The organism is Peribacillus sp. NPDC097675 (assembly GCF_050277655.1).
GTDB lineage: Bacteria > Bacillota > Bacilli > Bacillales > DSM-1321 > Peribacillus.
This window is the reverse complement of record NZ_JBNNSK010000003.1, coordinates 139921-166364: the sequence shown is the minus strand read 5'-3', so window position 1 is coordinate 166364 and position 26444 is coordinate 139921. Positions and strand designations below refer to the sequence as shown.

Genomic DNA, 26444 nt, shown 5'->3' with positions numbered 1-26444 from the left:
GAATGGTTATAGACATAAAAAAAAGATAAGGACAGCGCATAGTAGCCGCGCCAGCCATTATCCTTTTCATTACTCTATTAAAGCTTTCGCCGTGAATTGATCGGTAATTAAGGTATTAGCATATTTACCTATCAAAGCAGCCTGGATGGCTTTGATCTTGCCTTCACCCCCGGCAACTAAAATACTTCTTTCTTTCTTTTGCAATTCTTCCAAATCGATGCCCACTGTGCGGCTATTAATGACTTCATTACAGATGTTTCCCTCTTCGTCAAAAAAACGGGAACATATATCACCGACTGCTGTACGTTGGAGTTCAGCTTTTTCTCGTTCATCTAAATAACCCAGTTTGAAGAGTAAAGCATCATCCTTTACCGTACCGACTGTAAATAACGCAATATTCGCTTTTCTCCCCATATCAATAATCTGTTCTATATGCTGATCCTTCTCGACCATCTGCTTAAGTTCTGGCTTGTCAAAAATAACAGGTAAAGGTAAATACCGGGTGACCGTATAATAAGCTTCAGCGAATAGATTGGCAATTTCATCTGCATAGGTGAGACTATATGAATGACTGACGCCTCCTTTAAGCTGAACTACTTCAACACCTTTCACTCGCTTGTTATTAAGCTGTGATGCTATAGATAACATCGTGGTCCCCCATGTGATACCTATAATATCCCCGTCTTTAACAATCTTGTGTAAAAACTCGGCCGCAGTCCGTCCAATATGCTTAGTTATCTCATCATACTCATTAAGCGGAGAATATGAAACGCTTACATGTTTCAACCCATACCGCTCTTTTATTCGCCTCGATAGTTCATCCACATCTTCTAACGGATCCTTAATTTGAATTCTGACATAACCCTGGTCTTTCGCATATTGCAATAATCTTGATACCGTCGGTCGCGAAACACCAAGCCGGGTGCATATCTCTTGTTGACTATAATCCGATTCATAGTAAAGTCTTGCAGCCGCTATACTGAGCCTTTGTTTGTCTTGATCCATACATTCATGCCCTCTCTTCTTCTATCGTTCATGAAAGACTATCAACATTTTTGACCATTCTCCCTATACATAGTAAAACGATCATAGAACTATATTTAACCATATACTATAATTTGCATGGCGAGAAGGTTAATTAATGTAAAAGTATAAAAAAGGTAAATTTAGAAATCCTTATCGACTTCATAACAAAGGAAAAGAGCTATCAAATGATAAATGTCCCACTTTTCAGAATTTACTTTAATTAGGACAAATAGTAAGCTAAAGGTATAAGAAAAAATATGTGAAGATATTGATTCTTTAAAGGTGATTTAACCATTTACAAACTTAACAGCTACCTTCACATTCTTTCATTCATTTCAGGAGGATAGGGGATGTTCATGAAAAAACAGACAACACTTGAAATTTATCCAATTATAGCTCCAAGTGAACGCGCATTGAAAAGTATAAACTTTTATTTAGTGAAACAGGAAAAGTCCCTTACATTGGTCGATGCTGGCATGAATGATGATGTTTGCTGGGATGCTTTACAAAGAACATTGAAGGAACATGAGCTTACCCTTACAAATCTGACAGAAATCCTCCTGACCCACCATCACGGGGATCATGTCGGGCTCGTTAACCGCATCACTGCGCTCCATCCGATTCCAGTGTATGCTCATTCTAAATCCATTCCACGTTTGAAGCGAGACCCGGATTTTCTGAACATGAGGATCGAGTTCTATAAACAGCTTTACGTTCAAATGGGCTGTGGGGAGCTTGGAGATAAGCAGGTGGCCTATTTATTCAATGCAGTGGATAATAATAAAGATCAAAAAATCAATTGTGACATCAAGGAGATAACGAAAAACCAGTTGGTGAATTTTGATGTGATTCATTTTCCCGGTCATGCGCCAGACCAGGTCGCCTTTCTTGATAAAAAGCAGGGTCTGCTCCTTGCTGGGGACTTATTGATTGAACACATCTCCAGTAATGCCTTGGTCGAGCCAGACGAGAATGGCAACAGAATCCGCACCCTAGTAGACCACATCGATTCTTTAAACCGATGTCTAGCATTACGCGCTAATACCGTATACCCTGGTCATGGTAACATCATCTATCAACCTGGACCATTAATAGAAAAAAGGCTCCACAGCATTGAAACGAAATCACAAAAAATCTTTGCTTTAATAGAATCCGGGATAACAACAGGTAACGAACTTGCCATGACCTTTTATAAAGGCAAGTATAATAAAGAGTTCCCGCTTGTCATGTCGGAGATTATCGGTCATTTAGATTACTTAGACTACAAAGGGAAAATCAACAAACATTATCGGAATAATGTGGTCCATTTTACGGCTAGATGATTCAGCAGTCGGCCTCGACCATGGCAGGATAGTACGTTAGAACAAAACAAAAATGACCGAGAAGCAAAGGGCTTCCGGTCGTTTTTCTTGATATAAATGGCAAAGGTTAAAATACCACCCGTTAAGCGCCATATCTTTGTCCAACATTCAATTACCCCTTAGACACATACAACAATTTGCCTAGAAAATACACCTTTTTTCGCTAGACAACGATCCACAATTTCAAAGCCCGCTTCATGAATCATATCATCCATCGTGTCGATGGTTACTACAACTACTTTATCTGCAAAGCTCCGAGCATGTTTAAGGATTGAAAGTTGATCTTCCGGTGTTGCATGCGTATATAGATTATACGGCATATCTATGATGGCTACATCAAAATGTTCCGTAACCTCTGAAATCGGGCCTGTCGTTACATCACCTTCTAATCCGAAATAGGCAATATTTTCCCTCGATCCATCTGTGACTAGAGGGTTAATGTCACGGCCAACAATATCGATTCCCATGGATAATGCCTCTACCAATACCGTCCCGATTCCGCAACATGGATCAATGGCTTTTACTCCCTCTGGATGTGGTACGGCAATGTTAGCAATCGCTCTTGCGACCCGGGTACTAAGAGCGGTTGAATACTCACGGGGCTTCTTCAAATGATGCAACCAAACAGGTTCCGGTTTGACGAATTCCCCAAAGAACCAACGTCCTTCGAATGGGACAATGCCATAAATTTGATCCGGATTGCGCACATCTGCCTTACTCTTAATATGCCAACCAATTTCCCTCTCGATTGCCCGTTGTCCATCATAATCGATTTTGTCTTCTATACTCAAATCATTTATCTTAATAAATAGCACTTTAAATGTTGAATCGGTGATTGGAAGTTGTTTAACCTGTTCAACGATTTCAGTAATGCTGTCCCCTTCGAACATGATATCGACCCGTCCTTTTATAAAAGGACTCCTGCTCGGATCGATTTTAAGGTTACTTTTTAAAATATTCATTTCAGTCTCATAACCAAAGAGCGAGCGCGTTTCCATATCACATAATGAACGTTCGTCCGGGGTACACGTAAAAGTATAAATATAAGCCGGTATGCAGCTTTCTTTGTTCAAACTATTCCCATCCTTCATTACTTCAGATTATATCTTTCTATCAAACATAGCCGTAAGTGGATAGAAATGCAACTGAAAAAAATAGCAGGAATACTGAGATTTCAGTATTCCTGCTATTTTAACTTGCTTTCACAACGAATGGGCTAACTGACCATTCATTCTAACTTATACAATTGACTATGAATGAATTTTGCCCGGGCTTCTATATATTTCAAGATATATTCAGGTTCGTTCTCAAATACTTCAATATTCTCCCTTACATATCGATCTTTTGGAATATACGGCTTAATGAGGCTATGCATTTCCTGAACGATTGGTTCCATATACCTGACGTTAAATTGATTGTTCATAATCTCTTTTAAAAGGCTTTGGTAGCGTTTACGGAATGTCGTTATATCAAGGATTCTTGCAGTCAATGTATTGAAGCCTTTGATTCCAACATAGTCTTCTTCCATCACTTTTCCATTGACATCTCTTCCCCATGTCGCATCGTAATCCCAAGGAATGATTTCAAACAGCCCCGATTCCCCATTACGGTATAAAGCATAATTATGGACAAACCCATCATAATTTTGTGTGAATACGACGCCTGCCAGCCAGCGGAGGTACTTTTCTACATTCACGTATTTTACGATTTCTTTTTCGAAGTCCACTCTTGGTATCGTATTGATATTTATGATTAAGTCGTGTAAGTACTTGTCATCAAGATCTGTTCCGCATTTTCTTTCGTATCCTATTTCAAGAGATTTCTTGACTCCTTTATCCAAATCACTCATCAATGAAAAGTTTGCATCACCATCGACTGCATAAAATATGGATCCATCAGGCAAATTACTATTCCTCAAAAAATGTTCATCCACCGATTCCAGTTCTAAATAAATCCCCTCATCCTTACCATTTAGATTGAGGAAAATGAATTGGGACCTCGGCGATAAGGTTCCTATATCTGCAAAAAAATCTAAAGATAATTTATTTCTCAGTAAAGACTTATCCTTATATTCAGCATTTAGATGAACTTCTTTTGCCTTTCGATACGTACTCGGTTTATAAAAGGCTACGTTATATGACTTTTTCCGGAAACCTCGGATATGTGAGCCACGATAAACGATATCAATATCCAATTTTTTCTTTTCAATCGATAATTTTGCGGTTACCGGATCATTACTCCAAATGTCTCTACGGAGCTCGATTAAATTTACAGGAGGAATAAAAAGATGATATATAGGTAGTTTCTTATCTGTATTCATAAAAACCCTTCCCTTTCATTTTCATTTTAATTTATGAAATAAAGCCAAAAATGTCACTAAAGAGACCATTTATTCGGAAGGCTGTGTGTTTACCATAAGCACTTTACGTACAAGCAGCATACTTTAGCTAGTGAAAAGGGGGAATGAATGTATGTCAAACATGATTAAAGACATTCAAAAAGCGGTGGAGAGGGCAAATTCATTTGGATTAAATGAATTTCTATTCCAAGACCCACGGTCAAAAAACCGTTCATCTCGGAAAAAGAATAAGAAAAACAAAAAAAATAATAAAAAACGTTGTACCCGCCAATCTTCAAGAGATAGTAGAAAACGTTCTACTTGCAGCACTCAACGTCGCACTAGCCGGAACCGCTCTACTTGCAGCACTCAACGTCGCACTAGCCGGAACCGCTCTACTTGTGGCACTCAACGTCGCACTAGCCGAAATCGTTCTACTTGTGGCACTCAACGTCGCACTAGCCGAAATCGTTCTACTTGTGGCACTCAACGTCGCACTAGCCGGAACCGCTCTACTTGCGGCACTCAACGCCGTACTAGCCGGAACCGCTCTACTTGTGGTTCTCGTCGTCGCACTAGCCGGAAACGTCGCTCCACATGTAATCGCCATAGATTCCAAGGAAAAGCTGGGTTTGATTTCCATAAGAACTGGAAATGGAACTTCTGATCATCTAGGCAATATAAACAAGTGCAATTCCAGGTCATTGGTCTCTAATTGACCTTTTTGAGAGGTGATTGTGTATTTATCACCTCTTTTTCATATCTTGTTATCTATACATATGTGGACATGCAACAAGGTAGTTCGCTATCTTGCAACGATTAAATTCAACCTACCGATATCGATAAGTTTATTTATAAAGATTTAGATTTCTTGCTTCTTTTTATTTCTGTCTATAAAATTTAAAGATAAACGACAAGTCCATTAATCGCAAAGGGGGGATTTGTAATGGCAGATATAACAAAAGAAATAGTTGAAGCTATCAAGCAATATTCAACGATCATCATTCATCGTCATGTTAATCCAGATCCGGACGCCTTGGGGTCACAAAGCGGACTTCAACATGTGATAAAGCATTCCCTTCCAACTAAATTCGTTTATGCAGTAGGAGAAGAAGTAAATCGGCTACAGTTTATTAGTAGGATGGATATAATCCCCGATGATGCTTATAGAGAGGCATTAGTGATTGTGTGCGATACCGCTAATCTTTCACGTATTAGTGATTCTCGATATAAACTGGGGAAGAAGTTGATAAAGATCGACCACCATCCCGACTATGAATCCTTCGGTGTTCTTTCGTGGGTAGATTCCTCTTATAGCTCAGCCAGTGAAATGCTCGTTGACCTGTGCTTGGATTATCCCGATGACCTCAAACTGAACAAGGACGCGGCAAGATCATTTTATACCGGCATCATTGGTGATACCGGTAATTTTCAGAAAGGCACCATCTCTCCTGGGACTTTAAAAACCGCCGCGATTTTACGTTCGTATAATTTTCAGCCCGAAAGAATTCACAACCTCTTGAATATGAAAACCAAACATTCTTCCTTGCTTCAAAATGATATACTGATGAGCTATTTAAGAACCGACAAAGGAGTAGCCTACTTTGTCATGACTGAGGATATGTTAAATAAGTATGGGATTGATCGAATAGAGGCTGCGAACTTGGTTAACACCCTTGCCACATTAAGAGGAGTCAAGATTTGGGTGTTCTTCATTGAATATCCTAAGGAAATCCGGGTCAGGATCCGTTCGAGAAATATTCCGATTGATTCAGTTGCACGCAAGTTCAATGGGGGAGGACATCCCTTTGCTTCAGGGGCGACCATCGGCTCTTGGGAGGAAGTGGATGAGGTCATTCAACACCTGGACCAAGTTTGTCCATAGGTTACTTCTATGAATTACAAAAATAATGCCCGAGCCAAATGGCCCGGGCGTTATTTCTTTATTTCGTTACTTCTTCAAGCGTAGATAAATCGATCAACCCTTTAATATCAGCGCTAGGAATGTAACCAGCTTCTTTGCTTATATCTGCCATTTCCTGAATGACTTCTTCATTAATATTCGTTGTCACTTCCAAGCGCGAAAAGGCAGCGGCCACCTCTTCCTTGCTTAATTCTTTACCTGTCAAATCCTTAAGGTGTTTAATGACGATTTCTTGGCTTTCTTCCGGATTGTTCTGAATGAAATCAACCGCTTTTTTGTGAGCTTTTAAATAAGAAGCGGAAAACCCTTTTTTATCCAAGAACTTCTGACTCGCAGCCACGACGGTGTTTGGTGAATCTTTACCCCAAGCGAAATCATCCCAATTAAGTAACAGCTTCCCTTTTGCTTGGTTTTCCAAGACATATCCCCAAGGTTCCTGGGTAGCAGCGGCGTCCACTTGTTTTTGGACAAAAAGAGCTGCAGTGTCAGCAGGCGCTGACGCGAATAATTCTACTGTACCACCATTAGTAGTCGGCTTAAGGCCAACTTCTTTCAGTGCTTTTCTAAGCATCACGTCCTGCGTGCTTCCGATGACAGGTATGGCCACTTTCTTACCATCTAGATCTTTTAAATCCGAAATTTTGCTGCTTCCTGCCGAAACAAGAACGGCACCACCATTAACAGCTCCTGAGATCAAATGGTATTCCTTATTTTTCACATAAAAGTTAAGTAACGGACCAGGTCCTGTTGTACCGACATCGATGGCTTTTGTAGCCATAGCTTCCATGAATAGCCCACCATTGGCTACAGTTTTCGTTTCAATCTTAACATCCTTACCAAATTCTTCTTCAAAGTACCCCTTTTCAAGGGCGATGATTGTTGCACTGTGAGTCAAATTTGGAAAATAACCGATTTTCACGGTTTGCTTTCCTGAATCTTTCCCCTCTTCTTTACCTGAAGATTCTGAACATCCACTTACTATTCCAATGAAAAATACGGACATAATAAGGGCAAATAATGATTTTTTCAGCATCTGTCTCTCTCCTCTTAAACTATTATTTTATTAACCTATCGTTGGTTTACTCCCCACTTAACCTGAACGTTACGCTCCAAACGGGAGAAAACAACGTTATCTACAATGGTCCCAATGATTGCAATGATAATCATGACGGAAATGACAAGGTCCATTTGACCGAGCGATCTTCCCATTTCCAGCAGCTGTCCGAGCCCTCCACCTCCGCCTAGTAATTCACCTGCCATTAATGCGCGCCAAGAGAATGCCCAAGCAATACGTAGACCGGATATGATTTGTGGAACGGATGCAGGCAGGATCACGGTCCGTAAGAAATGAAACCCGGTCGAACCGTAAGTTTTAGCCACCCTCTGATACAACTGGGGAACGTTCTTGAACCCGCTTGTTGCATTAACTGTCATCGTCCAGGTCGCACCAATCGTAACGATGAAGAGAATGGAAAAATCATTCAGTCCAAACCAAATGATCGCTAACGGAAACCACACGATACTTGGTATTGACTGCAAGGCTGTTACAACAAAACCAAGCGTATCTTCAACAAGCTTATAACGCCAAATGAAATATCCTAAAATTAGACCGATAATGATAGCGATGATGAATCCAATCAAGATACGCCCCATGCTTTTACCGATGGCGTCAATGATTTGTCCACTCATTATTCCATTAATTAATGTTTCAAGCACTTGCGTGAGACTTGGAAACATGAAATCAGGAAGGCTGGAAAGTCTAGATGTGACTTCCCATATCCCCGCTATCATCGCGATGAATATGATTCGTCTTAAAGCTGTAATCATTCCCCATTTCCTCCTTCAGCACTTTTTCAATTTCCTCCTGTAAAATTGATAACACCCTTTGTTCGGTATTCAACGTTACACTGTCCGGCATTACCCCATCTTTCATAGAAGGAACGGAAATGGTTTCTTTGATTTTTCCAGGACGGGTTGCAAAGACAATGATTTTCTCAGAAAGCTGAACCGCTTCCCGGATATTATGTGTAACAAAAAAGATCGTCACTTTTGTTTTTCTCCAGATATCGAGCAATTCCTTATGTAAAACCATTCTCGTTTGCTCATCAAGTGCCGAAAATGGCTCATCCATCAATAATATATCCGGTTCCATGACAAGTGCTCTTGCGATGGCAACCCGCTGCTTCATTCCTCCTGAAAGCTGATGTGGATAGGAATCTACATAGCGGCTAAGATGAACCATTTTTAAAATATCCAATGCCTTAGCTTTTGCCTCTTCTTTAGGCATCTTCTTCAATTTCAATCCGTACGTAACATTTTCAAGTACCGTCAACCAGGGGAATAATCCTGCTTCTTGAAACACGACTACCCGTTCAGGTCCCGGCTTCGACACTTTTTTTCCTGCCACCCGGATTTCACCTGTATCCGCTTTATCAAGTCCGGCTATTAAATAGAGGAGTGTCGATTTACCACAACCTGAAGGTCCCACGATTGAAACAAAGCTTCCCTTTTCGACCTCTATATTTATGTTATCAAGTACTTTTATTCTTTCTTTCTTTTCATTCATGAAGCTTTTTTCAATTCCGTCTACTGTTAAATACACTGAAGACACCCCACTTTTTAAATCACTGAATGATGTAACATTATTCCTTAATAATGATTAATCCAATCGTTTTTGTCAACAATAAAAATGCAATAATTCTAACTTATTTGTAATTTGCTGACATGGGACTATAACTGGATATATACTACAATATTACGTATATAGTAAAAACCTGAACTTTCTTTTGACCAACAATGAAAAACCAACCTGAACATGAAAAAAGAGAGCATAAAAATATTTCAATATCATTTTTTCAACAAATAAAGAAAGAAAAGGTTTCTGAACTCGATAAACCTTTTCTTTCTTTAGGTGATAAGCTTGATTTAAAATAGTCTGCTTCCATATAATTTGTCTTTCATTTTTTGCGTCCTACGATGAAATGGCTTCTTCAGGATCACACCAAGAAAGAGGGTAATCACAATAAAGAGGAACAAAATCACAATATCCTTTGTGGCAGTGGACCAGGTGATTCCTCCGACCGCTTCACGAAGTAAACTAACGGCATACGTAAATGGCAAGAAAGGATTGATATGTTGAAAAAATGGGGGAGTCACTTGAACGGGGAAGGTCCCACCGGAACTTGAAATCTGCAGAACCATCAAGATTACACTTATTCCTTTTCCCACATTTCCAAGAACGGAGACAAACGTGTATACCACAAGCGTGAATACTGTACTAATCAAGACCGAAAACAAAATATATTCCAACTTATCCGCAACATACACATCTAGCAGTAGTATATTGCCTATGGAAACGATTAATGCCTGCATACATCCAATAATCAAGAAAATCAGGTATCGGCCTATATAAATTTTATAAGGGCTATGGACTTTCTGGGAAACATCCACACTTAGTATGGAAATTAATACGGTACCCCCTACCCAAAGAGAAAGTGCTGTGAAAAAGGGCGACATGGCCGATCCATAGTTGGGTATTGGAAAAAGAGAATGTTGCTTGAGAAGCACCGGTTCTGAAAAAAAGTCGCTTTCTTTCTCCATATCATTTCGTAAAAAACGAATGACATCCTGCATATTATAACTCTTGTCTATCTCTCTCATTTTATTAGCAAGAGTTCGAATTTTATATTCCACATCTGGAAACTTATCTTGTAAGTTGCTGATATCTTCAAATCGGGTCAATACAGTTTGATTGCTATCTTCTAATAATGCGTTAACTTCTGGTAGGGCTTGTCCCCCTTCCTGTAGGGTTACTTGTACTTTATCTAAAAGTGCATAGGTTTCATCAGCTAATTTGCCCAATTTCACTCCTGTATCATTGGAATAATCCCTTTGCAATTCGGTCAATATGCTACTGTTACTTTCACCATAATCAGTAAGTGAATCAAAGGATTGAGCATTCAATGCCTGTAATTGTTTTGACGTATTTTCACGCAACTCTTTTAGAGATTTTATTTCGGGCTGCAATAAATCCTGATCATTGAATTGATTGACCCTTTCCAATAGATTTTGCATACTCTCTAATACGTATATTTCTTTTTCGGCCCTACTTCTCCCTTGGTCAAGTAGTTGATTCACCTCATTGTTTGATAGCTCCTGGTTTTTCAAGCGGTCAGCTATTCCTATAAGTGAGTCATTATCACTCTTCACTAAAGTAAGGTCCTCTTCCAAACGCGGATTGAGGGCATCGAACGCCTGATGGACGGAATCAAGATAAATGGAAACATCGGATACCAATTGATCTTTCTGCGTTGTAATATTTCCAACCTCTTTCAACCCTTCATGAACCTTTAATATGATATCCTCAGCATGTGTCATGTGATTTTGAACCGTATTCATACTTTGTTCAAGTTCTGGTAGCTGTCCTTCTAAAAAATACACCATATTCTTCATTTTCTGTATCGTCGGCAGCTCATTCTGTAATGTGATCCCCAGTTCGTTAAAGACAGAGAGTATACTTCCACTAGCCGTTTTGACGAAGCTTTTGCTTACATTGTCCACGATGCTATTGGCCCCTGCAGCCGTCATTTTCGGAGCGATGCTATTGATTTTTTCGTTTACATAATAATCCATTTCGGCCTTAGTGGGATCCTCTGTCATGATTGTCGCAATGCGTTCTGAAAAGTTTTCCGGAATAATGATTGAAGCGTAATAATCACCCTTATTTACTTTTGAAATCGCCTCATCCTCTGTCGTGAATTGCCAGCCTAAGTCTGAATTTCCCTTCAACCCTCGAATCACTTCTTCACCAATATTAAGCGAATGACCGTTCAACTCCGCTCCTTTATCCTTATTGGAAACACCAACAAGGATCCCTCCCGTATTCGCATAAGGATCCCAGGAAGCAAGGATATTAAACCAAGCATAAATGGAGGGAATCAATATCAGAAAGATAACAATGATGCATACAAATAAATTTTTATAAATACTTTTTACGTCATCTATGAAAATTCCCCAAATCTTTAACAAGGCAGACCTCCGCACACTAATTTTCCCATAGTATGAGGGAATGAAGGTCTTTCGATACTAGTAAACATATCCATCGTTACAGATCATAAAAAAATAGCTATCAAATGACAGCTACTTTTTACTTCTCTTCTATTAAAGCAAACGTATACTTCGTCCTCGTAGAATATACTTCATTTGCTTTCAATATGGCAGAGGGGAATCCGGGAGTATTTATCATGTTTGGTGGCGCCTGTGTTTCCAAACATATGCCTAAATGCTTTTGTGATTGTACTCCCCTTATCTGAAAATCAGTTTCAAGTGAATTGCCGGAATAAACCACAACACATGGTTCATCCGTTTCCACTTGAAGCATCCTGCCGCTTTCCGGATCCCGTAAACAAATCTCATTTTGGTTGTTGGTTGTTAAAAGGAAAGGATGGTCGTAGCCTCCACCAACCAGTTCGATTTGTGGATCATTGGAATCTATACCATGCCCAACTTCCTGACTTTTCCTGAAATCAAAAACGGTATTTTCTACAGGAATCGTCTTTCCAGTTGGAATAAAAGAAGAATCAAGTTCTAGGAATCGATCGCTTTTCACCCGTAACTCATGTGAAAGAACCGTTCTTTTTAAGTTACCGCTTAAATTGAAATAGGAATGATTGGTTACATTGACTACTGTCTTCTTATCGGACATACCCCGATACGAAATAATAAGCTCATTCGCATCATTGATCGTATATATAACTTGCATGTCGAGTTCACCTGGAAATCCCTCTTCGCCATCCGGACTTTTATAGGTGAAAGTGATACGGGCTCCACTCGAGTTACTTTCATAACTAGAGTCCCATACTAGGTTGTGAAAGCCATCAATCCCACCATGAAGAGAATTCCCACCTTCATTTTTGGCTAATGTATATGCCTTTCCGTCCAGAGTGAATGCGGCATTTTTAATCCTGCCACTTGTGCGCCCTATCACGGCGCCAAAGTACTGGGAATGGTCCTTATATTCCTCAATCGTATCAAAGCCTAACACAACGTTTTCCTTCACTCCATCTTTATCGGGGACAATGATTTTTGTAATGATACAACCATACTCAATACATGTAAATTCCATCCCCGCCCCATTCTTGACAGTATAGGACTTGACCATCTTTCCATCGATTTCCCCAAAGACATCCTCGATTACTTCCATTTTCGTCCCCCCTTTCACAAACAGTTCATTTTTCTAATTATCTCGGAAAATTTTCAGCTCTTCGTTCAGTTCCTTTGTTTGTCCATACACCTTTTTGTATACGTCAAATAACCGGGCATATTTTTCAACATTAGCGGCTATTGGCTCATAGGTTTTATCCACCGAAGTGAAGACCTCCGCACATGCCTGTAAGGAACCATACCAGCCGCTTCCATAAGCGGCAAGCATTGCAGCACCCACTGCCGGCCCTTGCTCGCTTGATAATTTATCTATCGTCGCATTGAAAACATCAGCCTGCATCTGAAGCCAAGCTTCGTTCCTCGCCCCTCCACCGATGGAAATGACCGTATCGATCACCTTTCCGCTTTTCCGGAAAATGTCGATGGATTCATTCAATGAAAAAGTAATGCCTTCAAGCACGGACCTGGCAAAATCAATTCGTTTGTGAGAAGAATCCATGCCGATAAAGCTTCCGCGAATGACGGCATCTGCATAAGGTGTTCTCTCACCCAAAAGATATGGAGTGAACAAGAGGCCTTTTGAGCCGATTGGAACGTTATTAAGACCCTCCAGAACCGTATCAAACTCTTCCCCGTTGGCAAAAGTCTCCTTAAACCAGCTTAAGCTATGACCTGCAGACAGAGTTACACCCATTGTGTAAAAAGCATTTTCCTCTCCATGATTAAAGTAATGCACTTTTCCTTCAAAATCACGATCACCTTTTTCTTCATAGGAAAGGACCACACCGGAAGTACCGATGCTGCAAAGCGTTTTACCTTCGGAAAGAATTCCCGAACCAATTGCACCGCAGGCATTGTCAGCTCCTCCAGCGAATACTTTGGTCGTTTTCGCCAAACCTGTTTGGCCTGAAAAATCTGCCGTGATTTCACCGACACACTCACTTGATTCCACCAAAGGAGGACAAAGCATTTCGTCTACACCGACAAGTGCACACATTTCACCGCTCCACCGTTTTTCTGCTACATCCAAAAGAAGCGTTCCGGCAGCATCCGAGTATTCACTATGAATCTTTCCTGTCATAACATAGCGGACATAGTCTTTTGGCAGCAAGAAGACAGCTGCCTGATGATAGATTTCCGGTTCATACTGCTTAACCCAAAGCAATTTCGGAAGCGTGAATCCTTCAAGCGCCTGATTCTTTGTAATTTCCAGGAGCCTTTCTTCCCCGACACTTTCATAGATTCGATGGCATTGTTCCGTCGTTCTTGTATCATTCCAAAGAATCGCATTTCGAAGGACATCCCCCTTTTGGTCCAATAAGACAAGACCGTGCATTTGTCCGGAAAAACTAATTCCTTCGATGTCCGCTACATCCCCGTCAAATTTCTCCACTAACTCTCTAAGCGCTTCTGTCGTCTTGACCACCCATTCCATAGGGTTTTGTTCACTGAACCCAGACCGTAACTGGATAAGAGGATAAGACTTCGAAATCTCCTTACATACCTCCCCTTCTTTGTTCATCAAAAGAACCTTGACCGCACTCGTCCCCAAATCCACACCGATGACATATTTCATGCTCCACCATCCTTCATCCATTTTAGAAAAATGTGCTGGAAATCCTATATGGATTCAGCACATAAATGAAATGTTTACTTCTATATAATCAAGCCGATTTCATTTCAGATATTTTCCATCCTCCAACCATCGTCTTTCTTTTCATTTCCGGTATGAACTCTTCATTCACCTTTTATTCGGCAATTGCCTTAAGAATGTATTTGTTCAATATGGCTTTTAAGTATTCTTGTCTGCCCGATTTATTTTGGATTTCACCAAGACCAAGTGCATAGTCTTCCAACTTATGAAAATCTGTTTTTCCTTCAACAATCTCCAAGCCGATTCCAGCGGTATAGCTGCTGTAACGGTCAGCAATGAAATCTTCCAACACTTTGTCTTCAAGTAACTTTTTCGCTACCTTAGTACCAATCGCAAAGCTATCCATCCCGGCAATATGGGCGTGGAATAAGTCTTCATACTCGAAGGAACCACGTCTTACTTTCGCATCGAAATTCAGGCCGCCCGTTCCAAGTCCATCATTTTTCAGGATTTCATACATCGCCAAAGTCGTAGAATACAGGTCGGTCGGGAATTCATCCGTATCCCATCCAAGTAGCGAATCCCCTTGGTTCGCATCGACGGAACCAAGCATGCCGTGAGTACGGGCAACATGCAATTCATGTTCGAATGTATGTCCTGCCAGTATTGCATGGTTCGCTTCGATATTGAATTTGAAATGATCCTTCAAGCCATACGTCTGTAAAAAGGCAAGACCCGTCGCAACATCAAAGTCATATTGGTGCTTTGTCGGTTCCTTTGGTTTTGGCTCAATCAAGAACTGCGCATCAAAACCAATCTCTTTGGAGTAATCCAAGGCCATATGGAAGAAACGGGCCAAATTATCCAATTCTAACTTCATATTCGTGTTAAGCAGCGTATCGTAGCCTTCACGTCCGCCCCAGAATACATAGTTTTCCGAACCTAATTCCTTTCCTACTTCCAATCCCTTTTTCACTTTCGCTGCCGCATAGGCAAATACATCCGCATTCGGTGAAGTGGCTGCACCGTGAACCCAGCGGGGATTAGAGAACATATTCGCCGTATTCCAAAGTAATTTAGTCTTGCTAGTCTTCAAGTATTCCTTGATCATGGCCACAATTTCATCCATGTTCTTATTTGTCTCCCTCAATGTGTCTCCTTCAGGGGCGACATCGACATCATGGAAACAGAAGAATGGGACATTCATTTTATCGAAAAATTCAAAGGAAGCTTCCACACGTGCCTTGGCAAGGTCCATTCCCGTAAATTTATTATATGGGCGAAGCATTGTTGGTTGTCCAAATGGATCTGTACCATCTGCAGTGAATGTATGCCAGTATGAAACAGCAAAACGCAAAAACTCTTCCATTGTCTTTCCGTTAATCATTTCTTTAGGATTATAATATTTAAAGGCAAAAGGGTTTGAAGATTCTGAACCTTCGTATTTTACTTGATTAATAGTTTCGAAATAACTCATATCAGTATTTCCTCCTCAGATAAAATAAATTTGAAATCGCTTTCATTACTTATAAAAATAATCATACCAGCAACAACTTAGTTTGTCTAATGGATATACTAAGTTTTTTCCATTTTTTTTGTTATAATAAAACTTACCAAAAATTCATTATTATTATTAGGGGGTAGAAAGATGACCTGGAATCAACAACTAATGAAAGTGAATAACAAGCAGGCCATTTTAGAAACTATCCTGGAACGTGCACCGATATCTCGGGCGGACATTTCGCAGCATCTCGGACTTACGAAAGGGACTGTATCTTCACTCGTCAATGAACTGTTGGAAGCTAACCTTTGTATTGAGTCAGGTCCTGGAGTGTCCAGCGGTGGAAGACGCCCAGTAATCTTATTGTTTCAAGAGAAAGCCGGTTACTCAATTGGGATTGATTTGGGAGTAAATTATATATTAGGTATCCTTACTGATCTCAATGGTGACATTGTAAGTGAAATTAGTAGAAATACGAATAACGCAAACTACCAAGAAACTTTTGAGCGCATGAAAGAAATGATTCATTCTTTAATAAAAGCTGCCCCCGAAAGCCATTACGGAGTGGTCGGAATCGGTATTGGCATTCCTGGAATCGTTGACAACAATGGGGAAATTCTTCTTGCCCCGAATTTAGGTTGGAAGAATGTTAATCTAAAGAAAGACATGGAAGAAGAGTTTGGTCTACCTGTGATAGTAGAGAATGAAGCTAATGCGGGGGCCTATGGAGAGAAGAAATTCGGGGCCGGCAAAGACCATGAACATCTCGTTTACGTAAGCGCAGGTATGGGCATCGGGGTAGGCATCATCCTGAAAAACGAACTGTACCGCGGAGCGAATGGTTTTTCCGGAGAAATGGGCCACATGATCATTGACGTCCATGGAAAGCCCTGCAAGTGCGGAAGCAAGGGTTGCTGGGAATTATACGCATCCGAAAAAGCATTGGTTGATCGGGCATCTGAAATCATCCATCCAGAAGGGATCACGCTCGAATCATTAATTGAACAGGCAAGTCATAATGAAGAAATCAGTGAGCTTTTCAAAGAAATTGGACATTATCTCGGAATTGGCATCAGTAATATTTCCAATACGTTTAACCCACAACAGATTATCATTGGAAATCGTCTGGCCATGGCAAAGGAATGGCTGAGGGAACCCATTGTCAAGGTTGTCGAAAATCATGCACTCAAGTTCAATCAAGATGAATTACATATCAGCTTTTCCGTTTTGTCTTCCTATTCCCCTTCATTAGGGGTTTCTGCTCATGTGATTGAAAATTTCCTAAAAACCAATTTGAACCAAAAATATCAATAAGTTATATGAAACAAAAAAAAGTGATTTCTCCACTAGGAAAAACCACTTTTTTGTTTCATTCTTGTTCAATCACGCGAATCAATTCTCTTAAATAATCGGGAAGATCAGGAGGACGTCTGCTCGATACCAGGTTGCCGTCCACCACAACAGGCTCATCCAGCCAAATCGCTCCAGCGTTCTCCATATCATCTTTAATGCCGGGTGTACTGGTCACATTCTTACCTTTCAATATCCCTGCTGAAATCAAGACCCAGCCTGCATGACAAATTTGGCCGATGGGCTTCTTGCTTTCTTCCATCCTTCGAATCAGCGAAATCACCTCAGGGAACCGACGGATCTTATCAGGTGCCCACCCTCCTGGAACAAGGATGGCATCATAGTCATCAGCTTTAACGCTGCCATAATCAACATCCGAATCAGCAGGTACACCATACTTTCCAACATACGTTTCTTTTGCCTTTTCACCGGCAAGCTGGACAATAGCCCCTTCTTCTCTTAAACGTAAGATGGGATACCAAAGCTCCAAATCCTCGAAATCATGATGCACAAGGCTGATGATTTTCTTTCCCTTTAAGCGCATAATTCCCTCTCCTCCTTTATAAGTTCATTTGTTACCTATATTGAATCCTTCCCTTTTCTACTATCTTGTACACTTTTAAATCATTTATCTACGTATGTATACATAATCGACATATGTTCCGATGTATCCATCCTCACGGCTTCCTTAACATGTTTTCCATATGAAAATTGTTAGATCCTATAACAAAACCCGGCCCCATAAAATTAGGAACCGAGCCTTATATTAGATATTTTCCTTTTGATGATGATTACCCTATTCTTTTGTTTGTTCAACATATCTTATTTCTAAATGCCTACTTTTTTTCTCAGCTAATTTTGGATTTTTCCATTAATGACCACACTTTTCCCATTTGTAGGTTGCTTCACCATCTTTCCATCTTTGATGTGTACAGTGTAAGTATTGTTGACGTTAGCATCTAACTTTGCTAGATCTGCTGTTCTTGCTATGATATTTTTGACACTTTCCTTTCTCAAATTATTCTTAATTTGCTTTTTCCAATGTTCCCGCTTGTTAGCTCGATTTTCTTTTTCAACCATGAGGATTCCACCCTTCTTATTTGATTTATTCTTCTTTCTAATATCAGAGTATTAAATTCTTAATCATTCTGTTACCCATAGGCTTATCCTTATTATTTTTTGTTTTGATTTTTTTGGTTTGTCATCGCATGGTCACAACTAAAGCGGAAAAATCAAGGTAGCCTTTAATAAACAAGACCACTTTTAGGCAAAATAAAAAACGGTGGAAACATTGTTTCTACAATGCTTCCACCGTTCTGACGACCTGTAAGGGTTTGAACAAATGCAGAAAATAAGATAATGAAGCCAAAACCCCTCCTATGGCATATGTAAAGCTAAACACAATTGCCTTCTTATTTATTCTCCATTTATTCTATAAAAGATATGTATACTTACACCTATGATAAAAACCAGGATAAAAAATAGCCATTTGGTATAATACCAGCCCTTTACTCGATCAATCATTTCTAAAAAAGTAAACATAAGAGTAACCACGCCCAAGGATACGCTTATTGTAAGCCATATGTTCTTAAATGGGCTAGAAAGTAATTCGTTTGGTAAAGAAAAATAAATTCCTAAAAAGAACAATAATTGCGGAGGTTGCTTTCGTTTATATGTTTCCGTTCGTAATTCCATAATAAGACCCCTTTTGCATAGATGTACCTTTCATGAACTCAATGGACCCGAAGATTGATTGATTAATTCGGTTACTCTCTAGAACAAAAAAAGACTTCCACTTTATTATATTAAGCGAAAGTCTTTTTAAAGGATTAATCTTCTCCGATTATTTTCACTTCGGTTTCAAGTTCTACATCAAATTTGCGTTTAACGGTATTTTGAACGTATTGTATGAGTTCCAAGTAATCGGTCGCTGTAGCGGATCCTACATTCACAATGAATCCAGCGTGTTTAGTGGAAACCTGAGCTCCTCCAATTTGCTTACCTTGTAACCCGCTATCTTGAATTAGTTTACCGGCAAAATGACCAGGCGGCCGTTTGAAGACACTTCCGCAAGACGGGAACTCAAGTGGTTGTTTAGATTCCCTCTGGAAGGTTAGTTCATCCATTTTACTTTTGATGTCTTCATATTCACCTTTCTGTAATAAGAAAGTAGCTTCTAGGACGAGTAATTTTTCTTTTGAGAAGCGGCTAGATCGATAACCCAATTCTAGCTCATCCTTATGTAAGGTCTTTAATTCTCCCGTATGCGTAATAACGAGAGCATCTTTGAGAACATCAGCTATTTCTCCACCGTATGCTCCTGCATTCATATAGAGAGCTCCACCAACCGATCCAGGTATCCCACAAGCAAATTCCAACCCTGTAAGATGATTTTCTAAGGCATATCGGGAAGCTTGAATAATAGCTGCTCCACTTTGAACGGTCAGTTGCTCACCGTTTGTATGCATACTTGCTAGATGAATAAGGGTCATTACAATACCCCGGATGCCTCCATCTTTAATAATCATATTCGAACCGTTACCTACGATTGTTAGCGGTATATGATGGTTGTCTGCATAGGCATAAATGGCTTGGACCTCTTGATAACTTTTAGGTGTGACGAAGTAGTCCGCCCTACCGCCTGTTTTAGTAAACGTATAGTTATGTAGCGGTTCATTTATTTTCACATTACTTGGATGTACAATCTTCTGAAGGTCTGAAAACGTTTGTGTACTCATTTATATAAACTCCCATTTAAATTTTTTAGAAAAAAAGAACCGAATGCTTCAGTTCCTCTTTGTAAAACTAATATGTTAGATGTTTAATTATATTCTTGGTATGTAGGGAAAACAATGATTAAGTTTTAGTTTTGCCCTGCTAATAACAAAAAAACAGAAAAACATTGAAGAAATAACTATGTAACTATTATATAAATTTTCAATTTTTATTAACTTATTAAATTATAAGAATGTTTTATTCACTTCAGATTTAAGTAATTGCTTTTTAATCGTCCTTAAGCATTCGCTAGGTCTATCTATATACATATCATGCGTCGTATCCTCTAGGAAAAAGCTTTTCACTTTAGGATTATGAATACGTGCTACAGCTTTTCTTCTAATTTCATTAGCTTCAACTGGTAGCGTACTAATTAAAAGGCTTGTGTTAACATCAGTTTTGTTAAGATTTTTAAAGCCTGGATGACGATAAAAAGTTTCGGCGTAGCCTTTAACATCCTTTATTCCCATCTTCAACTTTATCTTGCCATCTTTAGATACCATCTTATTGATAGAAAACTGTTCTATTTTTGAGTTCCATCTTCTGTAATCTTGTTTTTCAGAATATAAAAATTCGTCCCAGTCATTAAATTGATATGTTTCTAGATAACTTTCGGCATTCATATTTACATCCTCTAAAGGAGTGTTAAAATCTAACTCTTCAGATAAATATCCACCATCAAGTAGAATCATTTGTGAAATAAAACTTTTTGAAGCAAAATTACTCTGATAGTTTAAAAATAAATCGCATCCTATTGAATGTGCGATTACATACAATTTTTGATTATTAAATATTGATTTCAGAAAAAAATTTGTCCATTTATTAAAGTTTTCAATTGTATACTCTCTTAACGGAGTTGTTTGACCATGAGCTGGTAAGTCTACTGCAACTACGTAAAAGTAATTCGATAATTGCTCTGCTAATTCTATCCAAGATTCACTTGTACTACCAAGGCCATGGAACATCACTAGGTTTGGTTTATCTTTTTCTCCCCAAATTCGATATTGCATATTACCATACTTATTTGAATTTAATTTTTTTATAATCATACACTCTTCCGCTCCCCTTCTCCAAATGTATGAATTTCCAATGATGGTTTACCCAAAGAAACCATTTCCCAATTGTTAAAACATAAAAAACTAGTTTATATAGAGAAATTAGAAATGTGTGAAGATCAAGACAAAGACTTTGATTTAGTGGTATGTACTGAAACTGGAACACCAAGCAATAAAAACAACATTCGTCGTTCATTAAAGCAATAATAAAAAAAGCACAACTACCTAAGATTCCATGATATGCGTCATACACATGCCACCTTATTATTATTGCAAGGTGTAAAACCTAAAATAGTTTCAGAACGACTTGGACACGCTGATGTAAGAATTACACTAGATACATACAGTCTACTACCAAGTATGCAAAAAGACACAGCAATTAAATTCGGTAAAACGTTTTAACGAAGCATTAGATATAAAAAAGAGTCGATTCAATCATTCCATAGGTAAATACCTAAAAATACAAGAAAAAAGCCACTAAGACCATATCCAATTAAATATGGATAAATCTTAGTGGCATTTAAATTCTTGGATTAGACGTGAAGCCATTTCATATTACACTAGTTACAAAAGACAAAAATAAATAAAAAAACAGTAATTGACCAAATCTTGACCGCCAGATAGTTTTTATACTTTTTTAATCCCATAAAACTCCTTAAACACAACAAAAAAACGGCAAAAACATTGTCTCTACAATGCTTCCACCGTTCTGATGACCTGTGAGGGATTCGAACCCACGACCCCTTCCCTGTCAAGGAAGTGCTCTCCCACTGAGCTAACAAGTCGTATGTAAAATGGGCTTGCTCTATTACTTAAGTACATAATTTATTATAAGTTTTTTTCATCAAAAGTCAACGAATTATTTTGAAAAAGTTTTTCTTTCTCTTTTATCGAACCAAAAAATATAAATAAAGAACAAACGTTCGTTTATTTCTTGCATAACAAACAAACGTTCGCATATAATATAAACAAGAAAAAATGGAATGGAGGTCAACGGAATGAACTATATCATTCAAAAGCATATGGACGAAGAAATTCCTATGGAAATCATTTACCTTTCGGAAAGCGGGAAGATCACACAGCGAAGAATTGAAGTACTTGAATTATACCCTGGTTATATTCGTGCCTTTTGTTTCCTGCGGCGGACAAAACGAACATTTAAAATGGATAATATTCTTTCTGCCCGCCTTATTAAGTCCAGGTACGGGAAGTCAGGTTAATTTTAACTCCTGACTCGCTTCAGGTTCAAGATTATCCGATTAGCTCCTCTTCTTCCTGGATATCCTTTTCTTGTTCCGTTAAAGACTCTTCATCATCTCTTAGACGGTGAGCCAATCTTGATGCGGCACTTGCGGCTATGCTTGCAACAATATCATCAAGGAAGGTATGCACCACTCCCTCTTGCTTCTTATCTAATTCATGAATGACACCGATTTTATTTTTATCCAAATGACCAAAAGTTGTGACGGCGATGCTACCGTAACCCAGTACCGCACCAAATGCAATCGTTTCATCCACACCAAACAGGCCTTCATCAGATTCAACAATGGACTGTAACGGTTCCGATAGCTTCTTTTGTTCTGCCAGTTTATCCAGTTCAACACCGACTAATATAGCATGCTGAATTTCTCTTTTTAGAAGCACCCGCTCGACACTTTTAATGCATTCCTCCAATTTCAAATCAGCCTTGTATGGGAATTGCAATTCATAGACAATATCCGCAATAGCTTCCACACTGACACCCCGGTCTATTAATGTTTGCTTAGCCGCTCTTGTAACCTCTCTGCTATGGACGCGTGCATCTGCCATTTTATCTGCCTCCCCTTTTACTATTTTTATATCTTTACATTATACCACCTTATATTTTTAATATTTAGAAAATAAAACAAAAATTTACTTTTCCCTATCCTTCATAGGGGAAAAAGGATCGTGGCTATGCTAAAATAACTAAGTAAGTTAATTTTCAATATTGAGGTGCGGGAAATGAGTTTACGCAAAGGCACGATAAAAGAATATAAGTTTAGAAGTGAAGCATTATCTGAGGAATTAGAGCTACTTGTATATTTACCGGCTAATTTTTCACCACTTTATAAATATACGCTTGTCATTGCTCAAGATGGTCGCGATTACTTCCAAATGGGCAGAATTGGTCGTGTAACGGATGAACTATTAGGAAACGAAGAAATTGAGAATGTTATCATCGTTGGTATCCCTTATAAAGATCGGTTTGACCGCAGAAGGAAATATCATCCTGATGGAGAACAACACGACGCCTACATACGTTTCCTAGCCCACGAACTTGTTCCGTTTTTAGATGAGGAATTTCCAACCTATCAAATGGGACATGGCCGGGCATTGATAGGGGATTCGCTTGGCGGTACTGTTTCTTTACTGACCGCACTTAAATACCCTCATACATTTGGGAAGTGCATCATGCAGTCTCCACTTGCCAATGAAGTTGTTATGGATGCCGTCCGTACTTTTGAGGAGCCTCATCTACTTGAACTTTATCATGTGATTGGAACCGAAGAGACCGACGTTCCCACAACAGACGGGAATCGGGAAAACTTCATAGAGCCCAATCGTGAATTGCATAATTTACTTAATCAAAAAGGGTTTACTTGTTTCTATGAGGAATTTAAAGGGAATCATACTTGGAAGTTTTGGCAGGCAGATTTAAAAAGAGCCCTTTTAGAAATGTTCTAAGGTATTTCAATAGGCTATAAGGACAAGATCCTCAACCTAAATATTCTAAAGATTAAATCATAATTCTAGGAGGTCACAATATGAAATATGGTGTTGCAATTTTCCCTTCAAAAAAACTTCAAGATTTAGCTAACTCCTACCGAAAACGGTATGATACGAAGTACGCTTTTATTCCGCCACATCTAACACTTAAACAACCGTTTGAAGCGACTGAAACGGAAATTACCGCAATTGCAGAACGATTAGAAGACATTGCACGGAAGTTCCAGCCTTTCACCTTGAATGTGACGAAAGCGAAATCTTTCCAACCCGTCAGTAACACCATTTATTTTAAGGTAGAGATGTCCAAGGAACTTGAAGGGTTACATGAAGTCCTTCATGATGAAAGGTTTTTGAAAACTGACTCGGAACAAGCTTTTATTCCACATATAACGATTGCTCAAGATTTATCTGATAATGAACATTCTGATGTCTTAGGCCAATTGAGCATGCTGGATGTAAGCCATGAAGAGGAAGTCAAAAGGATTCATTTATTATATCAACTGGAAGATGGTACGTGGACCGTATATGAAACATTTCGTTTAGGAGCTGAGTAATTTCGTGTTTGTAAAAATTGTCGAGAACGATCAAGAACGTGAGTATGCTTATACCATTAGAAAAAAAGTTTTTGTAGAAGAACAACATGTCCCACTTGAAGAAGAGATTGATCAATATGAAGAAGATTCCATTCATTTCGTTTTATATAACGATGAAGACCACCCTGTCGGTGCAGGTAGATTTCGGATCATAAATGGCATTGGTAAGGTTCAACGCATTTGCGTACTTCCAAAGGCCCGCAAGACCGGGGCAGGTGCCATGGTCATGAATGCCATTGAACAATATGCAGGTTCACAAAACATCACTCAACTGAAGCTAGATGCTCAATTGCATGCCATCCCCTTTTACTCAAAGTTAGGTTATGAGATCATTTCCGAGGAATTTATGGATGCTGGCATTGCACATAAGACAATGATAAAAAAGATTTCATAATAAGAAACGCTGTTCCCTTAGTTTTTGCCAAGGGAACAGCGTTTTTTTTTCACCTATTCATTTATTATAAAAAAAAAGTTCCGTGCTATGTCAATCTCTGCAAATGAACATAGTCTATATATAGAAAGTAAGAAGGAGGGAAAATTTCATGAGTAATGAATTTAACTTGGAGGAATCTCAAAAAAGGCTAATGGAATTACTTGTTTCACGGACTATGAGGAAACATGGTTTTAAAAAAGATAAGGTCGATTTGACAGAAAAAGAGAGAAACAACCTTAAAGAGACCGTTCGCTATTTACAAGAACAGTCTCAAATTCTCATTAATCAAGATAAAAAAATCACCGAACATGATGTCAACCCAGTCACGAATTCCTATCAAACTAAGTATAAAGATTCCAAAGAACAATAATTTCATTGTTCTTCATCTAAAAACCTTACTTGTCGATAAGATAGGACAAATAAAACAGGACTTAGCAGCTCTTACAATTCATCCCTAACATATTAGCTTCGTAAAAAGTTACTTTCACAAAACTTAAAATTTTCCTTACTCACAAAAAAATAAACGATTGAAATGATTTATTCGTCCAACCAGATTTATCATCTAAGCATATTTTAATAGGGAGTATATATCCTAAGGAGGAAAAATGACATGAACCAAAATGTATATCGTAGCAATTGTAATACACACGAAGGCTCTGACAGATCATGGTCAGCCCTAGATTCTAATTCCAACCATCCATTAACTGGATTTTGCAATAATGAAGACACACAGGCCGACCAAGAGGCACAACAGGATAATTCACAAATCCAGCTTTCTGAAGAACTCATTTACATTAAAGATTCTTGTAATGTAAATGTCACTTCTACAGATGTTAAAGCTGCACTTTCTTTACAAGCGGCCCTCCAAGCTGCAATCGCAGTAATTGTCAGCATTTCCATTGCAGATGCCGATAACGCTGATCGGATTACCCAAGAGTTAATCCAATCTTCTAATGTAAAACAAATTACTCGCCAAAAAACAATTGTAGAAAACAGCCGTGATATTGATGTGACAACAACTGATGCTCAAATCGCTCTTAACATTCAACTTTTACTACAATTGCTACTAGCCCTAATTGTTGAAATCGACATTCTTTAAAAGAAAACACAAAAAGGACACTCTTCGTGTCCTTTTGTATTTTTATGTGAAATTCAAGCCATTTCGTTTACATATCCACCCTTACCTGTCATTTCCACCTGGATTTCTTCGTGAGCCTTCATTATTAAATGATTCTTATACCTACCTGTTCCTGAAGACACATCCTGGTTCATGTTCGTGAATTGGTCAAATTTTTCGGACCTTTTCGTTTCGTCTTCTAGTACTTGATCAAAACGAATTAGCTGAATGGGTGTCGTTCCATCAACGATTCTTGGTTTCCTCTCCGCTTCAATTGTCCGGTTAGCGTACTGAATATATTCGAATTGTGTTATTGGCGCTATGTATCCCATTTATTAACCCTCCTCACGTTAAAAGATTCTCTTGCTTTCACTTACCCCGTCCAGAATAATTTGAAACATTTATTTGATATTCTTTTTTTCTATTTCTCTGGTAAAATGGAGATTGCCGATATTTTTAATAGATTT

28 protein-coding genes, 1 tRNA gene and 2 pseudogenes are annotated in these 26444 nt (G+C 38.9%); 12 read left to right on the top strand and 19 right to left on the bottom strand.

The features are described from left to right. Positions 1–69: 69 nt before the first annotated feature. Entirely contained in the window at positions 70–1005 is a 936-nt protein-coding gene (locus ACQKL5_RS06255) for a sugar-binding transcriptional regulator (RefSeq protein ID WP_427607268.1), read from the bottom strand. Positions 1006–1376: 371 nt separating this feature from the next. On the opposite strand from ACQKL5_RS06255, the gene ACQKL5_RS06250 reads away from it, so the two are divergent. Next, positions 1377–2348 carry an MBL fold metallo-hydrolase gene (locus tag ACQKL5_RS06250; RefSeq protein ID WP_427607267.1) on the top strand — a complete coding sequence of 324 codons (972 nt, stop codon included), beginning with the start codon at positions 1377–1379 and terminating at the stop codon, positions 2346–2348. A gap of 158 nt (positions 2349–2506) precedes the next feature. On the opposite strand, the gene ACQKL5_RS06245 is transcribed toward ACQKL5_RS06250, so the two are convergent. Then, entirely contained in the window at positions 2507–3478 is a 972-nt protein-coding gene (locus tag ACQKL5_RS06245; protein ID WP_427607266.1) for a TRM11 family SAM-dependent methyltransferase, read from the bottom strand. A gap of 137 nt (positions 3479–3615) precedes the next feature. Then, positions 3616–4707: a CotH kinase family protein gene (locus ACQKL5_RS06240; RefSeq protein WP_427607265.1), complete on the bottom strand. Its 1092-nt coding sequence runs from the start codon at positions 4705–4707 to the stop codon at positions 3616–3618. Between the two features lie 151 nt (positions 4708–4858). Between ACQKL5_RS06240 and ACQKL5_RS06235 the strand changes: the two are divergent. Then, positions 4859–4936: pseudogene (locus ACQKL5_RS06235) on the top strand (CotG/ExsB N-terminal domain-containing protein); the annotation flags it as partial. Between the two features lie 84 nt (positions 4937–5020). Here ACQKL5_RS06235 and ACQKL5_RS06230 read toward each other — a convergent pair. Beyond that, positions 5021–5368, bottom strand: coding sequence for a hypothetical protein (locus ACQKL5_RS06230; protein WP_427607547.1), 348 nt, complete (start codon positions 5366–5368; stop codon positions 5021–5023). A 303-nt stretch (positions 5369–5671) separates the two neighbouring features. Here ACQKL5_RS06230 and ACQKL5_RS06225 point away from each other — a divergent pair, with 303 nt between their 5' ends. Then, positions 5672–6610, top strand: a complete 939-nt coding sequence (locus ACQKL5_RS06225; RefSeq protein WP_427607264.1) for a DHH family phosphoesterase — start codon at positions 5672–5674, stop codon at positions 6608–6610. 58 nt (positions 6611–6668) lie between these two features. Here ACQKL5_RS06225 and ACQKL5_RS06220 read toward each other — a convergent pair whose 3' ends face one another. The 3 genes from ACQKL5_RS06220 to ACQKL5_RS06210 are packed head-to-tail and all read right to left on the bottom strand — an operon-like array spanning position 6669 to position 9251. Then, on the bottom strand, positions 6669–7682 hold the full coding sequence (locus tag ACQKL5_RS06220) for an aliphatic sulfonate ABC transporter substrate-binding protein (RefSeq protein WP_427607262.1): 1014 nt from the start codon (positions 7680–7682) through the stop codon (positions 6669–6671). Between the two features lie 35 nt (positions 7683–7717). After that, positions 7718–8476 carry an ABC transporter permease gene (locus ACQKL5_RS06215; protein WP_427607261.1) on the bottom strand — a complete coding sequence of 253 codons (759 nt, stop codon included), beginning with the start codon at positions 8474–8476 and terminating at the stop codon, positions 7718–7720. Beyond that, positions 8409–9251 carry an ABC transporter ATP-binding protein gene (locus tag ACQKL5_RS06210; RefSeq protein WP_427607259.1) on the bottom strand — a complete coding sequence of 281 codons (843 nt, stop codon included), beginning with the start codon at positions 9249–9251 and terminating at the stop codon, positions 8409–8411. Before ACQKL5_RS06210 ends, ACQKL5_RS06215 begins: the two co-directional genes overlap by 68 nt. A gap of 194 nt (positions 9252–9445) precedes the next feature. On the opposite strand from ACQKL5_RS06210, the gene ACQKL5_RS06205 reads away from it, so the two are divergent. After that, positions 9446–9583, top strand: a complete 138-nt coding sequence (locus ACQKL5_RS06205) for a hypothetical protein (protein ID WP_427607257.1) — start codon at positions 9446–9448, stop codon at positions 9581–9583. Here the strand turns inward: ACQKL5_RS06205 and ACQKL5_RS06200 are convergent. The 4 genes from ACQKL5_RS06200 to xylA all read right to left on the bottom strand — a co-directional run bounded on the left by ACQKL5_RS06200 (position 9575) and on the right by xylA (position 15882). After that, on the bottom strand, positions 9575–11677 hold the full coding sequence (locus tag ACQKL5_RS06200) for a YhgE/Pip family protein (RefSeq protein WP_427607255.1): 2103 nt from the start codon (positions 11675–11677) through the stop codon (positions 9575–9577). The two genes, ACQKL5_RS06205 and ACQKL5_RS06200, sit on opposite strands and share 9 nt — an antisense overlap. A 118-nt stretch (positions 11678–11795) precedes the next feature. Then, positions 11796–12851 (bottom strand): aldose epimerase family protein, encoded by a 1056-nt coding sequence (locus ACQKL5_RS06195; RefSeq protein ID WP_427607253.1) that lies wholly within the window; start codon positions 12849–12851, stop codon positions 11796–11798. Positions 12852–12884: 33 nt separating this feature from the next. After that, on the bottom strand, positions 12885–14387 hold the full coding sequence (gene xylB / locus ACQKL5_RS06190) for a xylulokinase (protein WP_427607251.1): 1503 nt from the start codon (positions 14385–14387) through the stop codon (positions 12885–12887). A gap of 172 nt (positions 14388–14559) precedes the next feature. Next, on the bottom strand, positions 14560–15882 hold the full coding sequence (gene xylA / locus ACQKL5_RS06185; RefSeq protein ID WP_427607249.1) for a xylose isomerase: 1323 nt from the start codon (positions 15880–15882) through the stop codon (positions 14560–14562). Positions 15883–16053: 171 nt separating this feature from the next. Here xylA and ACQKL5_RS06180 point away from each other — a divergent pair, with 171 nt between their 5' ends. After that, complete coding sequence (locus ACQKL5_RS06180; protein WP_427607247.1) at positions 16054–17220, top strand: ROK family protein; 1167 nt, start codon at positions 16054–16056, stop codon at positions 17218–17220. A 55-nt stretch (positions 17221–17275) separates the two neighbouring features. Here ACQKL5_RS06180 and ACQKL5_RS06175 read toward each other — a convergent pair whose 3' ends face one another. From ACQKL5_RS06175 to ACQKL5_RS06155, 5 genes are all read right to left on the bottom strand, one after another. Next, positions 17276–17800, bottom strand: coding sequence for a type 1 glutamine amidotransferase domain-containing protein (locus tag ACQKL5_RS06175; RefSeq protein ID WP_427607245.1), 525 nt, complete (start codon positions 17798–17800; stop codon positions 17276–17278). 308 nt (positions 17801–18108) lie between these two features. Then, positions 18109–18336: a hypothetical protein gene (locus tag ACQKL5_RS06170; protein WP_427607244.1), complete on the bottom strand. Its 228-nt coding sequence runs from the start codon at positions 18334–18336 to the stop codon at positions 18109–18111. A 336-nt stretch (positions 18337–18672) separates the two neighbouring features. Further along, positions 18673–18951 carry a hypothetical protein gene (locus ACQKL5_RS06165; protein ID WP_427607242.1) on the bottom strand — a complete coding sequence of 93 codons (279 nt, stop codon included), beginning with the start codon at positions 18949–18951 and terminating at the stop codon, positions 18673–18675. 134 nt (positions 18952–19085) lie between these two features. Next, positions 19086–19994 carry a UDP-N-acetylmuramate dehydrogenase gene (murB, locus tag ACQKL5_RS06160; RefSeq protein ID WP_427607240.1) on the bottom strand — a complete coding sequence of 303 codons (909 nt, stop codon included), beginning with the start codon at positions 19992–19994 and terminating at the stop codon, positions 19086–19088. 222 nt (positions 19995–20216) lie between these two features. After that, positions 20217–21080: an alpha/beta fold hydrolase gene (locus ACQKL5_RS06155; protein ID WP_427607238.1), complete on the bottom strand. Its 864-nt coding sequence runs from the start codon at positions 21078–21080 to the stop codon at positions 20217–20219. A gap of 237 nt (positions 21081–21317) precedes the next feature. Between ACQKL5_RS06155 and ACQKL5_RS06150 the strand changes: the two are divergent. Continuing rightward, positions 21318–21488, top strand: a pseudogene (locus tag ACQKL5_RS06150) (tyrosine-type recombinase/integrase); the annotation flags it as partial. 311 nt (positions 21489–21799) lie between these two features. Here ACQKL5_RS06150 and ACQKL5_RS06145 read toward each other — a convergent pair. After that, positions 21800–21871, bottom strand: a tRNA-Val gene (locus ACQKL5_RS06145). Between the two features lie 213 nt (positions 21872–22084). Here ACQKL5_RS06145 and ACQKL5_RS06140 point away from each other — a divergent pair. After that, positions 22085–22306, top strand: coding sequence for a hypothetical protein (locus tag ACQKL5_RS06140; RefSeq protein WP_427607237.1), 222 nt, complete (start codon positions 22085–22087; stop codon positions 22304–22306). Positions 22307–22337: 31 nt separating this feature from the next. Here ACQKL5_RS06140 and ACQKL5_RS06135 read toward each other — a convergent pair whose 3' ends face one another. Then, the gene (locus ACQKL5_RS06135; protein WP_427607235.1) at positions 22338–22895 is read right to left on the bottom strand and encodes a phosphatidylglycerophosphatase A family protein; all 558 of its coding nucleotides are present in this window, start codon (positions 22893–22895) and stop codon (positions 22338–22340) included. Positions 22896–23069: 174 nt separating this feature from the next. Here ACQKL5_RS06135 and ACQKL5_RS06130 point away from each other — a divergent pair, with 174 nt between their 5' ends. From ACQKL5_RS06130 to ACQKL5_RS06110, 5 genes are all read left to right on the top strand, one after another. Next, positions 23070–23792, top strand: coding sequence for an alpha/beta hydrolase (locus tag ACQKL5_RS06130; protein ID WP_427607233.1), 723 nt, complete (start codon positions 23070–23072; stop codon positions 23790–23792). A gap of 80 nt (positions 23793–23872) precedes the next feature. Continuing rightward, positions 23873–24388 (top strand): YjcG family protein, encoded by a 516-nt coding sequence (locus ACQKL5_RS06125; RefSeq protein WP_427607231.1) that lies wholly within the window; start codon positions 23873–23875, stop codon positions 24386–24388. A 4-nt stretch (positions 24389–24392) separates the two neighbouring features. After that, positions 24393–24821 carry a GNAT family N-acetyltransferase gene (locus ACQKL5_RS06120; protein WP_427607229.1) on the top strand — a complete coding sequence of 143 codons (429 nt, stop codon included), beginning with the start codon at positions 24393–24395 and terminating at the stop codon, positions 24819–24821. Positions 24822–24969: 148 nt separating this feature from the next. After that, entirely contained in the window at positions 24970–25230 is a 261-nt protein-coding gene (locus ACQKL5_RS06115; protein WP_427607227.1) for a hypothetical protein, read from the top strand. 240 nt (positions 25231–25470) lie between these two features. Next, entirely contained in the window at positions 25471–25959 is a 489-nt protein-coding gene (locus ACQKL5_RS06110; protein ID WP_427607225.1) for a spore coat protein, read from the top strand. Positions 25960–26012: 53 nt separating this feature from the next. On the opposite strand, the gene ACQKL5_RS06105 is transcribed toward ACQKL5_RS06110, so the two are convergent. Then, complete coding sequence (locus ACQKL5_RS06105; protein WP_427607223.1) at positions 26013–26309, bottom strand: hypothetical protein; 297 nt, start codon at positions 26307–26309, stop codon at positions 26013–26015. Positions 26310–26444: the final 135 nt, after the last annotated feature.

Excerpts from the sequence above, each read along its gene's own strand:
- ACQKL5_RS06170 (WP_427607244.1), bottom strand. The coding sequence starts at position 18,336 with ATGGTTGAAAAAGAAAATCGAGCTAACAAGCGGGAACATTGGAAAAAG.
- ACQKL5_RS06180 (WP_427607247.1), top strand. The coding sequence starts at position 16,054 with ATGACCTGGAATCAACAACTAATGAAAGTGAATAACAAGCAGGCCATT.
- ACQKL5_RS06125 (WP_427607231.1), top strand. The coding sequence starts at position 23,873 with ATGAAATATGGTGTTGCAATTTTCCCTTCAAAAAAACTTCAAGATTTA.
- ACQKL5_RS06230 (WP_427607547.1), bottom strand. The coding sequence starts at position 5,368 with ATGGAAATCAAACCCAGCTTTTCCTTGGAATCTATGGCGATTACATGT.
- ACQKL5_RS06175 (WP_427607245.1), bottom strand. The coding sequence starts at position 17,800 with ATGCGCTTAAAGGGAAAGAAAATCATCAGCCTTGTGCATCATGATTTC.
- ACQKL5_RS06240 (WP_427607265.1), bottom strand. The coding sequence starts at position 4,707 with ATGAATACAGATAAGAAACTACCTATATATCATCTTTTTATTCCTCCT.
- ACQKL5_RS06130 (WP_427607233.1), top strand. The coding sequence starts at position 23,070 with ATGAGTTTACGCAAAGGCACGATAAAAGAATATAAGTTTAGAAGTGAA.
- ACQKL5_RS06155 (WP_427607238.1), bottom strand. The coding sequence starts at position 21,080 with ATGATTATAAAAAAATTAAATTCAAATAAGTATGGTAATATGCAATAT.
- ACQKL5_RS06220 (WP_427607262.1), bottom strand. The coding sequence starts at position 7,682 with ATGCTGAAAAAATCATTATTTGCCCTTATTATGTCCGTATTTTTCATT.
- ACQKL5_RS06225 (WP_427607264.1), top strand. The coding sequence starts at position 5,672 with ATGGCAGATATAACAAAAGAAATAGTTGAAGCTATCAAGCAATATTCA.
- ACQKL5_RS06140 (WP_427607237.1), top strand. The coding sequence starts at position 22,085 with ATGAACTATATCATTCAAAAGCATATGGACGAAGAAATTCCTATGGAA.
- ACQKL5_RS06195 (WP_427607253.1), bottom strand. The coding sequence starts at position 12,851 with ATGGAAGTAATCGAGGATGTCTTTGGGGAAATCGATGGAAAGATGGTC.
- ACQKL5_RS06105 (WP_427607223.1), bottom strand. The coding sequence starts at position 26,309 with ATGGGATACATAGCGCCAATAACACAATTCGAATATATTCAGTACGCT.
- ACQKL5_RS06115 (WP_427607227.1), top strand. The coding sequence starts at position 24,970 with ATGAGTAATGAATTTAACTTGGAGGAATCTCAAAAAAGGCTAATGGAA.
- ACQKL5_RS06255 (WP_427607268.1), bottom strand. The coding sequence starts at position 1,005 with ATGGATCAAGACAAACAAAGGCTCAGTATAGCGGCTGCAAGACTTTAC.
- ACQKL5_RS06245 (WP_427607266.1), bottom strand. The coding sequence starts at position 3,478 with ATGAAGGATGGGAATAGTTTGAACAAAGAAAGCTGCATACCGGCTTAT.
- ACQKL5_RS06205 (WP_427607257.1), top strand. The coding sequence starts at position 9,446 with ATGAAAAACCAACCTGAACATGAAAAAAGAGAGCATAAAAATATTTCA.
- ACQKL5_RS06110 (WP_427607225.1), top strand. The coding sequence starts at position 25,471 with ATGAACCAAAATGTATATCGTAGCAATTGTAATACACACGAAGGCTCT.
- murB (WP_427607240.1), bottom strand. The coding sequence starts at position 19,994 with ATGAGTACACAAACGTTTTCAGACCTTCAGAAGATTGTACATCCAAGT.
- xylA (WP_427607249.1), bottom strand. The coding sequence starts at position 15,882 with ATGAGTTATTTCGAAACTATTAATCAAGTAAAATACGAAGGTTCAGAA.
- xylB (WP_427607251.1), bottom strand. The coding sequence starts at position 14,387 with ATGAAATATGTCATCGGTGTGGATTTGGGGACGAGTGCGGTCAAGGTT.
- ACQKL5_RS06165 (WP_427607242.1), bottom strand. The coding sequence starts at position 18,951 with ATGGAATTACGAACGGAAACATATAAACGAAAGCAACCTCCGCAATTA.
- ACQKL5_RS06135 (WP_427607235.1), bottom strand. The coding sequence starts at position 22,895 with ATGGCAGATGCACGCGTCCATAGCAGAGAGGTTACAAGAGCGGCTAAG.
- ACQKL5_RS06215 (WP_427607261.1), bottom strand. The coding sequence starts at position 8,476 with ATGATTACAGCTTTAAGACGAATCATATTCATCGCGATGATAGCGGGG.
- ACQKL5_RS06250 (WP_427607267.1), top strand. The coding sequence starts at position 1,377 with ATGTTCATGAAAAAACAGACAACACTTGAAATTTATCCAATTATAGCT.